Here is an 11,170-nt window from a genome sequence, read left to right on the forward strand (position 1 = left end):
TTTACATGTAAGAAAACACAAAAGACCGCAATGCGTAAATGATCGAGTATTCAAGGAGACGAGGGTGTTAGCCTTCTGCGAACATCTTTGTAAAACTTCCTGAAAATCGACCTGTTTTGAGTCGGGTGTCTTCACACAAAAGACGTTCTATGATGCACTTTGATGCACGCGTAGCTTCAATGTTTACGATCTCTAAAGATTATTTATGATAGTCTTAAAAAATATTTGCCGACACGCGTCCTTCTAACACAATCGTTGGTTTATCCCATGTACATGTCAGACATTAAGAAGGGCGAAGATGCCAAATTGAGGAAGGATAGACAAGGGTCTTGACGATCTTTGAAATCCGCTTTGAAGGAAAACGCTAAGATGGTGAGTGCATTGTCCGCATTAATGCAAGAAAAATTCAATGCTTTAAAAGAGTATCGCATTATCGAGTATAAAAAATACCCTTGGTATGATCCCGTCACGAAAAAGATTAGCAGTATGGGGCGTTGGGCGTATCCTAACGTCAAAACGAAGTCTACGCCCGATGGGACGGTTAAACTGGAGTGGGAGATTGACGCTCAAACGGTCAAAGCACTGGAACGTCGAGGGCTGATCAAGCCTATTGATTTTGGTGTAGACGCTAGAGGAAAAATCCCCATTCGTTACGAGATTTGCGAGTAAAAAGAGGTTTCAAAAGTCAAGAGGCGCGACTTGACATGTAACGCTAAGGCGGATTTTTATACGATAAAAAACGGTTTAATAGTGTTATAAAACCGTTTTTTTACGGTTATTGTTTTTCAGACTTCCCCATTCTCATCGCCGCCATTTTGATAAATTTCCCGACACTCATACCGTAGCTATCTGCCGCCGATTGGACGATGGCGAGTTCGCTCGGGCTAAAATAGACGGCGTAGCGATTTTCCTTGGCGTGTTCGCTCGGCGGTTTTTTGGGGCGTCCGCCTTTTTTGCGTTCGCTTTCGGCAAAGGTTGACGTGGACGTTGTTTTGGCTTTTCCGAGGATAGAATCGATGGATTTTTTTTCTGCCATAACGCTATTCTCCTTTGAAGAGTTCAAGAAGCGATCGGTATTGTTGATAAACCGTTTTATAAGCACATTTGGACAGCGGCGTTTCGTGGTACAGCTCAGAGAGACTCAAACCGGTTTCAATACTGTTCTTAAATGCTTTTGACAATCGCAGTTCAAAAAACTCCAAATTATCAAAATGAGCCGATATGGCATCTTTGACCGCTTGAAAGTCGCTCTCTTTTTCCGTTTTGGTCACAAGGATAAAAAGGCGGTTGTTCAAGGCTTGTATCTCTTCGATCGTTTCGACGGTTCGTAAAATGGAATTATAATCCGTCGATGTCGGAATCAGTACCGCATCGCTGACTTTTAAGATCGGTAAAACGCCGGTCGTGACGAATCCTCCAAAATCGTAAACGCAATTCTCGATAATCTCCGGAGTCGGAGATATTTTTGCCATTTCCGGATAGATGGATTCGATGACGGAATTATCGTTGGACTGGAGATAATACCCTAAGTCTTTCGCGAGCGAAAAAGCAATCGGCGTTTTGCCGACGCCGCCTTTTTTGTTGATAACCGATAAAATCATATTTAACCCTTTTATAACGCTATTTAATGAGTATATTATAGTTAAATATACTCTAATTTTCAAGAGAAGCGGTGTGCCATACGATGAGACTAAGAAGACGCCGAAGGTAAGTGTTTGTTCAAAATATAACGCAAGACATAACGAAAATGACGTATACTTTTAGAAATAAATGCAAGAGGAGCGCGTGATGATTATTTGGAAAGGTTGGGGTATCTTGGCTATAGTGATTGCTATAGTATGTTCCGTGGCGATGCAACTTTTATGCGATGCCGTGTTTGGTGCAGGGTATTATCGAAGTTCACGTTGGGCGATGCCTTTGGCATTGCTTTTGGCATCGGGGATTATCTTCTTTGTCGGGCAAAAACTCAACAATAAACCGGGGAAAGTGGTCATCGACAAAGAGACCAACGAAGAGTATATCTTAAAAAGTACGCACTCTTTGTTTTGGATACCGCTTCGATACTGGGGTATCGTTACGGCGGTATTGGCAGTGTGGATGTATACGGTAAGTCCGTAAAATAAAATACTCAAGAGGAAATAAACGGATGAAAAAATTGTTTCACTTAATGGTAGTAATAGCATTGCTCGGTAGTGCGTCTTTGATAGTTGCCGAAGAGTCTTTCCCCAAACCGCTTTGTTTGGATGGTACGTGTGTTTATGTCAACTCAAAAGGAGAGCCCGTATTCGGTGGAAAAATATTTTATTATGCGCATCATTTTTCACAAAATGGATTAGCCGCAGTAAGAGTTGAAAAATTCAGCAGCAAATATGGATTTATTAATGCGAAAGGAGAAGCAGCGACGCCTTTTACACTTGATGGTAAGTATGGCATGTATGATTTCGCGCTTAACGGTTTGGCAAAAATAAAACTCGAAGAGCGATATGGTTATATCGATAAAGATAGTTTCACTACCGGAAAATTGGCCATGAAAAGCAATTTTGAAGAAGCAAGCGATTTTGCACCGAACGGTTTGGCTTTAGTGAAAAAAATTGACAAGTACGGCTATATCAATGCGCAAGGGGAAATGGTCATTCCTGCGACATTTAGGTTTGCATATCCTTTTGCGGCGAACGGTTTAGCCGTTGTCGTCACAAATGACTCAAAATACGGTTATATCAATAGCAAAGGAGAAATGGTTATTCCCGCAAAATTCGATCATGCCGCCGATTTTGGTTCCAACGGATTGGCTGCCGTTCAAGTCAGAACATATGAATCAAAATACGGTTACATTAATACTAAAGGTGAAATGGTTATTCCCGCAAAATTCGATACGGCAGAAATGTTTACATCAAATGGATTAGCATGTGTTGGAATTGATGCCGTTGGAGACGGTGATAAACGGGACTATTTGTATGGATATGTGAATGAGCAAGGTAAAGTAATCATTCCAGCATCATTTAAATATGCTGGGCATTTTAAATCTAATGGTTTTGCAGAAGTGGAAGTGAATAATAAATGGGTATTTATCAACGCAAAAGGTGAAATAGTTACACAAGAAAAGTTCAATGACATTTTTAAGTTTTACCCTAATATTGCAAATGGCTTATATGAAGTTAAACGTAATGGTAAAGTAATACTAATAGATGCAACAGGAAAAGAGTATAGTTCTAAAGCGTATGAGATTTTAAAAAAAGAAGTGAATAAAAAATAATACACGCAATGATGACCTCTTACATGTAAAGGCAAATATGCACGAGGTCATCGGCGATTTTCGCGGGCATCTTTAAACTTTAAAAGCCTTTGATCTAAGCTACCGACGGATGCAACGCTTGTTTGGGTACGGGAAAGCTTAGCGTATACGGTGTCGAAACGAAAGACGTTATGAGCATGGAGCGCGTATGAGAGCTATGTTAGGAAGTATTTGTTTTTTGGCCGTATCGGCGTGGGCGCAAGAGAGCGTCGTAGCGACCGATCGTACGCTTCATCTTCAAAGCGACATCGAGGGGCTTCACATCAGCATCGATGACAGACCTCGGGGCATAACGACGCAAGGCGGCATTTTAAAACTGGACATAAAAGAGGATGTCGGTACGGGCGGTTTTGGGTTTCATAAATTGGTCGTATACAAAGAGATCAACGCGACGCATGAGTATTACGCAGAGCGAGAGTTTAAATATAAACCCTATGATCCGATACACATGAGCAAAGACACACTTCAACCCCGGCTTAAAAGAGCACTTCTTGCCAAACAAAACGGACTTTTACAAAGCGTGCAACTCAAGCACCGCCTCGCTTCAAAAATGGCAACGGATGAGCGTTTTATCTATGTCTTGAGTCAATCTCGCTCTAAAGTGTACAGCACGCAAAAGCGTGAGCCAAGCGATGCGGAATACTTAGAAATCTACGATAAAAAAACACTTGCTTTGGTTCATGAGATGCTTCTTAATGCTCAAGATTTAGACTCTTTCGATAGGGATATACTCTTGCACCAAGGCTATTTATACGTTGCCTCAAAAAACGGCAAAGTCCTCTTTTGGGAAACAAAAAAGCTTCTCACAGAAGCTCCCAAAGAGCTTGTAACGTCTGACAAAGAGCTCAATCGCTTAAGAGGTTTTGGCGCGTACCTGTTTCGCTTCGGCAAAGGCGGCATTGTGGAAATCTATCACCATAACGTACATGTAAAGAGCCTCGATACAAAAAAACAGCGTTTCAAAGGCTATGAAACGCTGGAAGACAAACGCTTTGATCGTATTTTTGATGTGCTCTACACCGATAACACGCTTTTTGTTGCCAACGATTTGGGCGAAGTTCAAGTGTATGCGCTTGGCTCTTCGCCCAAGGAAAGCTCGTTTATCACAACCTTGCGAGATATAAATGTTCAAGATGCTTATGACGTGCTCGCTTTAGCGTTGTACGACAAGCAGACTTTAGCGGTTGGAACCGATGGACACGGACTCGTGTTGTACGATACGAAAACCTTGAATGCGCTTGCATCGTTGCCGAATATCCCGAAAAATAGGGTGTATCGCATGCGTGTCTGGAACGATACCGTTTTGTTGACGCAAGAGCTGGATTCGCCGCATCTGTATAGGTATGATCTCAAACGCAAAAAAATAACGCACGATTTTCAAGGAGAAGCGAACGAGGTTATGGATTTTGAGATCAGCGACGAAAAGCTCTACACGCTCGACGACGGTCATGTGTATGTGTGGAATGTGAACCCAAAAGAAGAGGGCAAATGAAACGACATTATGTTTTAAAATTTCTCAGCATTGTTTTGTATTACGGGTGGTTAGGGCTTCTATACGGCATGGTATTTTCGCTCTTGCTTCAAGACAAAGGTCTGAGTGTCTTGTGGCTCAAAAATGTCGTTACAATGCTTACCGTAGCATTGACGCTATGGTTCGCGTATCGCTTCGAGATGCGTTACCATATGCCGACACAAAAATACGTTGTGATCGTACTCATCGCTCTTTTGGGCTTTTTAGGATGCGTTCAATACCCTCTTGCCTCGCCGCTTTGTTTTGCATTCTTTTTAGCTTCCATCGCTTACAAATGCCGTGATTGTGTTGCCTTTACAAGGATAAAACCGTGAGCGACATCGCCAAACGATTGGACGTTTTGTACGAACTAAAACGTTACGAAGAACTTTTACATGTCAGTATTCCTTTGTGTGCTTCCCATGATGAAGAGAGCATGAGCGCGTATCACTATACGATTTTGACGTTGATCGCGTTGGAGCGTTTGGATGAAGCACTTGAAGCCATCGCCCAAGCGTTGGAACAGTTTCCCTTAGAGGTGCATTTTCTTTATTTTCAAGCGTTTGTCTTTTTTAAGCAAAACCGATTGAAAGAGGCTTTGTCGTGTGTTAAAGAGCTTCTTTCCCATGAACCCAACCACGGTGCGTACCATCATCTCCATGCGCAGATTTTGGTAGAACTTTCCCGTTATATTGAAGCTAAACGCGCTATCGATAAAGCTTTGGCGTTGGATGCGCACAATGCGGATTTTTTACTCACGCTTGCCATCATCACGTATGATTTGGGCAATACGCCCATCGCGTGTGAAATCGTTACGGCTATCCTTGCGAGCGATCCGCATCATGCCGGAGCACTGCATCTGTACTCAACGCTAGGGACGTCTAACCTTTTTGAAAAAAGCAACGTTCTTCGCAAGATTTTAGTGCGTAACCCTTTTGACGTAGAGGGTAAAGAGAATTTGGAGAGTATCAAACGCTATTACGCACTTGCCCCTGCTTTGATGCTGGCTTTTTTGCTGTACGCCTTAGGCGAACACTTTGAAATGTGGGAAAAGAGTCCTCATACTTCAGGCGTCTTACTTCTTCTCTCCTTGTATGTTTGGCGCGATTGGCGTTTAAGCCTTCCGTTTTTTGTGCTCTGTTTTGCTCTGCTGGGTAATGTGGCGTGGCATGAATGGTACGTCACGCTTTTGGGTGCTGCGATGTACTACGTCATGGGGCGTATCGGCGGGCAAATTTTAGGACTCATTTTTGCTAAAATAAAAGAAATTTTCCAAAAAGGAAAACGATGGATGAACCGTTAAAAAACAAGGTTGATGAAGGGGATGGCGGTGTTACTTTTTTTGAGCCTTTATCCCAAAAATACAAAATCACGTTTGATGCTATCGGCGGTTTGGAGGAACTCAAAAAACAAGCGTCTCTAAAAATTATTCAGCCTTTTAAAAATCCCGAACTGTTTAAGAAATTTAAAAAAAGTGCGGGTGGGGGCATATTACTTTACGGCGCACCCGGATGCGGAAAAAGCTACTTTGCGCGCGCCATCGCCGGAGAGTGCGGTGCCACATTTTACAACATCGGAATAGAGCAAATCTTAGATATGTACGTGGGAAATAGCGAAAAAAATATCAAAGCACTCTTTGAGACTGCTCGTACCCATCGCCCGTGCGTCATTTTCATCGACGAGATCGACGCGCTTGGACGAAAGAGAGAACTGCTTCGTCATACCAATATGACCTCCACCATCAACGCTTTTTTAGCGCAAATGGACGGAGTGGAAAGCGACAATGAAAACATTCTCATCATCGGTGCGACCAATGCACCATGGGATGTGGACAGTGCTTTTAGGCGCACAGGACGGTTTGATAGAATCTTTTTTATACCGCCGCCCGATGAAAAAGCACGTGAAGCTATTTTCAAACTTTACTTGCAAGGATTGCCGATAGAACCACTTGACTATAACGTTTTAGCCAAGATGAGCGTTGATTTTTCGGGGGCAGATATCAAAGGCGTGGTCGATCGCGTGAGTGAAGCGATCATCGAGGAGATTTTGGAAAGCGGCGAAGAGCTCACCATCGACCAAGATGCACTCAAAGAAGAGATACACCGTACCAAAGCAACGACGTTGGAGTGGTTTAGTGCCGCAAAAAATGTTGTCGAATACGCCAATGAAAACGGCATTTACGATGAATTAGCGCTTTACATGTCAGAGTCACTCGGTAAGAAACCTAAAAAAATGGGCTTTGTGTGATGACGCCACACGACCTCTTCAAACGCTATGTCATCAAACTACCCCACAATTTGGGAAAGCCTCTGTATATTCAGCCCATAGACGTTAAAAAACAATTTTTCAAAGAAATCATGACGCGCATAGGCGTGCTTGTTTTTTTACTTTTCGGCTCTTTTATAGCACTTGTGATGGCGTACAGCGCGTGGCAAACGCACAATGTATGGCATGGCATCATCGCTTTGTTTTTCAGCGGTTTTTTAATCGCAACGTATATGTTTGTGCGTTCGTTTTTACATGTAAGTCTTTATGCGATAGCCGACAAAGGCATCGCTCGCTATACGTTGCGTGTCGACGGACGTATCGTTGATGCGGAGATATTTTATTTTTCCCCGTCTCAGCGATGCGAAATAAAAGAGGGCTATGTCGATCCTCACAGTCCCGTTTCCAAAAAGGGGTATAAAATAGAAGCGACGTGGTATGATGAAAACCGCAACATTTTTACGATGGCGTATTTAAGAGGCGAAGAGCCCTTCTGCGATAAAGAGGCATTTGAAGAAGCCGTGAAAGCATTTCAGATGTACACCTATACGCATAAGGCGTGATGCGATGAAAAATTATTTTTATTTTTGGAAGTATTTTGACATAGCAAATGTATGGGTTTTATGGTTTTTACCGCTCTATTTCATTACCGTATTTTTGGCGATAAGCTATGTGGGTGAGTCGTTTGGGTCTTTTTTAGCATGGTTTGAAATCGCACTTTTGGGTCTTTATGATTTCATCTACCGCATCAAATCTTCCAAAGAAACACTCTTTGACGCGTTGACGTTCCCGCATGAGGGAATGATTTTCCATTTTTTTATTTTCCCTTTTCCGGTTTGGACGGCGAGTTGCGGGGTGCTTTTAGCCCTTTGGGGACTACGCTAAACGAAAGGATATACGCTGCGCCGTTTTGGTGTGCAAAAGTTTAAAGAGCGGCGTAACGGTTTAAACGCACAGAATCGTTTTTGCCGATGTCTTGCGGGAGCGTCGTAAGATTGGTTAAGATTCTTTGGCGTTTGAGCAAGCAGTCGGAAATTTTTTCAAAATAGGCAAAACAGCGGTGTAGTTGCTTTTGAAAATAATCAAACTGAATGACGAACATCTCTCCCGATGAACTAAATTGTAAAGTCTCGGCGTAGCAAAGACTAGCAAAATGAGCATGCGCTCCGATTAACTCTCCCGGATACACGTCTAAGCATTGCGTTTTTTTCCCGATGAGCGTGAGTTTGCCTGAAAGGTAGATAAAAAGAGCGATCGGTTGAGAGCCTTTTTGGTAGACGATTTCATTGGCTTCATAGTGTCGTCGATAGGCATATCGACAGTTAACGTCGGTATCGAAAAGGTGTTGAATGTTGAGACGGTAAAAATGCGTATCGTGAGACATAGGGTTTTTCCTTTCACAAGAAAGGCACGCTTTTAAACGTGCCTTCATGAGGTGTGACGATTTAGTGCACTTCTCTCCAGATTTTGACTTTCCAAGCAAACGCAAGAAGCGTGAAAAGTACCATATAGCCGATTAACTTATAACCGAGGTCTTCGCGTTCGGCTTTTTTACGATCGCCGACTTTCTCCATATAAGAGATCACTTGATTTTGCGCTTTTTCGGTTAAACCTACACGCGGCATCGACGTACCCGCCAACTGTTTTTGAGGATTGTTGATGAACGTTGAAAGGTACTCGTCGCTCTTCGCACGAATCATAATCGAAAGATCCGGAGGCAAGGTTCCCATATACGCGGTTAATGCCGCTTTATCCGAATGACTCATCGCTTTATCGTATTTCATATCGTGGCATCTGCCGCAGGCGTCTTGAAAGACTTGTTTGTCGCTTAAAGGCGCAATCGGAGCAATGCTTTGAAGGTAAGCGACGATGTCGGCAACCTCTTGATCCAAATCGCCCCCAAGACCGTAAAACGCAATCATCGGATGCGGACGTGTTTCATTAAACTTATGCTCGACTTTTAAAGCTTTGGTCGGATCTTTGATCAGTGCGCTTAAAAAGTGTTTGTCGTAAATGGCACCCGCGTTGCTCAAATCGGGCGGTACGACGCCAAAGCTTGCAGAAGCCGCCGCATCGTCCATCGGTGAAGGCATTCCCTGAGAAGCGACACCGTGGCATCCCGTACAACCGGCACTTAAAAATGTCTCGGCACCTTTGCTTGCATTGCCTTTTTTATCGTTCGTGCCTAAATCCTTAAAAGCGAAATCGGCAGGGGCGACGTGAGGGTGCATTTGAGAATGAGCGAAAGGTTCGACACCCCAATAGACAACGGCAGTAAAGAAAAGAACCACCACTAAAATTTTCAACTCTCTCATGACTCGGCTCCTTCTTCGTTTTTGGCTTCAATTTTGGTAATAATCGGAAGGAGGACGAATAAAACAAGGAAAACGATGGTTGCACCAAAGCCTACCCACGCGTTTGCCCCCGTCGGAGGAAGCTTACCGTAAACGGTTAAAACGATCATATCGATTAACAATAACCAAAACCAGACGAAAAACATCGGACGTTTGTGCGCCGGTGCCGTATGCATCGTGTTGCGATCTAAAAACGGTAAAAGCATAAAAATAACGTTGGCAAATCCAAACGCCGCTAAACCGATATCCATTGCTGCAATACCGCCGATATCAAAGAAGAAACCGCGAAGCACTTCATAACTCCACAAGAAATACCACTCCGGATAAATATGTGCCGGCGTTTTCATATTGTTGGCCGGTTCAAAGTTGATCGGATCCATCGCAAAATCGTAGTGGAAACAGACCAAGTAGAAAAAGACGGTTAAGGCAATACCGACAACGAAAAAGTCTTTGGATAAAAAGACCGGCCAAAAAGGAACCACTTTAGACTCTTTTTTGCGACCTTCCAAATACTTCTTAGCCTCTTTGTCGAAATCGAACTCTTCGGAATCTTGGTTATTCACATGCGGAAAACGTAACGCATAGAAGTGAACGGCGATTAAGAGTAAAATTACTAAAGGAAGTAAAAGGACATGTAACATAAAAAAGCGTGTTAACGTCGCATCCGCTACCAAGAAATCGCCTCGAATCCAAATGACCAACGCTTCGCCGATAAAAGGAATACCGCCGAAAAGATTGGTAATAACCTGTGCCGCCCAGTAACTCATCTGTCCCCACGGAAGCATATACCCGCTAAACGCTTCGGCAGAGAAGATACCAAAGAGTGCCATACCGGTTAACCAGATCATCTCACGGCCTTTTTTGTATGAGCCGTAATAGATACCCGTAAACATGTGAATGTAGATGACTAAGAAAATAACCGATGCCGCTACGCCGTGCATATGTCTCCATAACCAGCCGTATTCGACCTCTTGCATAATCGTATAATTGACGCTATCAAACGCCAATTTAATATCGGGTTTATAATACATCAAAAGAAAAATACCCGATACGATCAAAATCATAAACAAGCTCATTAAGACGACACCCATCGCCCAAAGGAAATTGATATTTTTAGGAATCCAATACTCGCTCATCATCACTTTGATAAATCCGTTGACCGCCAATCGCTGATCCAACCAGTCCATCAAGCCCGTTGCTTTTTTTATTTCTGCCACGTGTCTCTCCTTTACGCTTTCTTAGCTACCATTTTTTTATATTCCGGTCCCTCTTCGCCGAGGACGAGTTTCGTTCCGTCGATTTTAAAGGGAGGAATATCCATAGGACGAGGAGGCGGTCCGAACGTGTTGACGCCGCTTGCGTCAAATTCGCCGCCGTGACATGCGCATTTAAACTGCTTGGTGGACGGCGTCCATGTCGGAATACAGCCTAAGTGCGTACAAAGTCCGATCATCACCGAGTAGCTACTCCCCCCTGCGACGACGTCTCGTTTCTCGTTCTTTGCCATATCCGCACTTTTCTTCAAAATGAAAATCGGCTTACCTCTCCATTGTATCGTTTGTACCTCTCCTTCTTTCATCGGAGAGAGATCAACGGTAATGAATCCGGCGGATTGTACGCTTGGAAGCGGATCCCAAGTCTTCTTCATAGCGCCCAGAGCCACAATGCCCCCTGCCGCTGCAAAACCGCCGAATGCCATGCCGATAAAGTCTCGTCTGCTCTCTTCAACAGCCATCCTGTTTTCCTTTC

The 11,170-nt window shown here is 43.5% G+C and carries 15 protein-coding genes; 9 read left to right on the forward strand and 6 right to left on the reverse strand.

Annotation, left to right across the window (positions count from 1 at the left end; genetic code table 11):
• Nucleotides 1-369: 369 nt before the first annotated feature.
• Nucleotides 370-669, forward strand: coding sequence for a hypothetical protein (locus tag OA34_RS12155; RefSeq protein WP_039675736.1), 300 nt, complete (start codon nucleotides 370-372; stop codon nucleotides 667-669).
• 106 nt (nucleotides 670-775) lie between these two features.
• Here OA34_RS12155 and OA34_RS12160 read toward each other — a convergent pair whose 3' ends face one another.
• Nucleotides 776-1,036: a hypothetical protein gene (locus tag OA34_RS12160; RefSeq protein WP_039675737.1), complete on the reverse strand. Its 261-nt coding sequence runs from the start codon at nucleotides 1,034-1,036 to the stop codon at nucleotides 776-778.
• Between the two features lie 4 nt (nucleotides 1,037-1,040).
• A complete protein-coding gene (locus OA34_RS12165; RefSeq protein WP_039675739.1) occupies nucleotides 1,041-1,601 on the reverse strand; it encodes a ParA family protein in 561 nt (186 codons plus the stop codon).
• Nucleotides 1,602-1,788: 187 nt separating this feature from the next.
• On the opposite strand from OA34_RS12165, the gene OA34_RS12170 reads away from it, so the two are divergent.
• From OA34_RS12170 to OA34_RS12205, 8 genes are all read left to right on the forward strand, one after another.
• Nucleotides 1,789-2,118, forward strand: a complete 330-nt coding sequence (locus OA34_RS12170; protein ID WP_039675742.1) for a hypothetical protein — start codon at nucleotides 1,789-1,791, stop codon at nucleotides 2,116-2,118.
• A gap of 28 nt (nucleotides 2,119-2,146) precedes the next feature.
• A complete protein-coding gene (locus OA34_RS12175; RefSeq protein ID WP_060826308.1) occupies nucleotides 2,147-3,253 on the forward strand; it encodes a WG repeat-containing protein in 1,107 nt (368 codons plus the stop codon).
• Nucleotides 3,254-3,440: 187 nt separating this feature from the next.
• Nucleotides 3,441-4,784 carry a hypothetical protein gene (locus OA34_RS12180; protein ID WP_039675744.1) on the forward strand — a complete coding sequence of 448 codons (1,344 nt, stop codon included), beginning with the start codon at nucleotides 3,441-3,443 and terminating at the stop codon, nucleotides 4,782-4,784.
• Complete coding sequence (locus tag OA34_RS12185) at nucleotides 4,781-5,137, forward strand: hypothetical protein (protein WP_039675746.1); 357 nt, start codon at nucleotides 4,781-4,783, stop codon at nucleotides 5,135-5,137. Before OA34_RS12180 ends, OA34_RS12185 begins: the two co-directional genes overlap by 4 nt.
• A complete protein-coding gene (locus OA34_RS12190) occupies nucleotides 5,134-6,105 on the forward strand; it encodes a tetratricopeptide repeat protein (protein ID WP_039675748.1) in 972 nt (323 codons plus the stop codon). Before OA34_RS12185 ends, OA34_RS12190 begins: the two co-directional genes overlap by 4 nt.
• Nucleotides 6,090-7,049 carry an ATP-binding protein gene (locus tag OA34_RS12195; protein ID WP_039675750.1) on the forward strand — a complete coding sequence of 320 codons (960 nt, stop codon included), beginning with the start codon at nucleotides 6,090-6,092 and terminating at the stop codon, nucleotides 7,047-7,049. The genes OA34_RS12190 and OA34_RS12195 overlap by 16 nt, the downstream gene beginning before the upstream one ends.
• Complete coding sequence (locus OA34_RS12200) at nucleotides 7,046-7,630, forward strand: hypothetical protein (protein ID WP_286683035.1); 585 nt, start codon at nucleotides 7,046-7,048, stop codon at nucleotides 7,628-7,630. The genes OA34_RS12195 and OA34_RS12200 overlap by 4 nt, the downstream gene beginning before the upstream one ends.
• 4 nt (nucleotides 7,631-7,634) lie before the next feature.
• Nucleotides 7,635-7,952 (forward strand): hypothetical protein, encoded by a 318-nt coding sequence (locus tag OA34_RS12205; RefSeq protein ID WP_039675754.1) that lies wholly within the window; start codon nucleotides 7,635-7,637, stop codon nucleotides 7,950-7,952.
• Nucleotides 7,953-7,992: 40 nt separating this feature from the next.
• Here OA34_RS12205 and OA34_RS12210 read toward each other — a convergent pair whose 3' ends face one another.
• The 4 genes from OA34_RS12210 to petA all read right to left on the reverse strand — a co-directional run bounded on the left by OA34_RS12210 (nucleotide 7,993) and on the right by petA (nucleotide 11,156).
• Nucleotides 7,993-8,451, reverse strand: coding sequence for a cyclic nucleotide-binding domain-containing protein (locus tag OA34_RS12210; RefSeq protein ID WP_039675756.1), 459 nt, complete (start codon nucleotides 8,449-8,451; stop codon nucleotides 7,993-7,995).
• Between the two features lie 61 nt (nucleotides 8,452-8,512).
• Nucleotides 8,513-9,382 carry a c-type cytochrome gene (locus OA34_RS12215; RefSeq protein WP_039675758.1) on the reverse strand — a complete coding sequence of 290 codons (870 nt, stop codon included), beginning with the start codon at nucleotides 9,380-9,382 and terminating at the stop codon, nucleotides 8,513-8,515.
• Nucleotides 9,379-10,638, reverse strand: a complete 1,260-nt coding sequence (locus tag OA34_RS12220) for a cytochrome b (RefSeq protein ID WP_039675760.1) — start codon at nucleotides 10,636-10,638, stop codon at nucleotides 9,379-9,381. Before OA34_RS12220 ends, OA34_RS12215 begins: the two co-directional genes overlap by 4 nt.
• A gap of 11 nt (nucleotides 10,639-10,649) precedes the next feature.
• Complete coding sequence (gene petA, locus OA34_RS12225; protein WP_039675762.1) at nucleotides 10,650-11,156, reverse strand: ubiquinol-cytochrome c reductase iron-sulfur subunit; 507 nt, start codon at nucleotides 11,154-11,156, stop codon at nucleotides 10,650-10,652.
• Nucleotides 11,157-11,170: the final 14 nt, after the last annotated feature.

Source organism: Sulfurospirillum sp. MES, assembly GCF_000789415.1.
Taxonomy (GTDB): Bacteria; Campylobacterota; Campylobacteria; order Campylobacterales; family Sulfurospirillaceae; genus Sulfurospirillum; species Sulfurospirillum cavolei.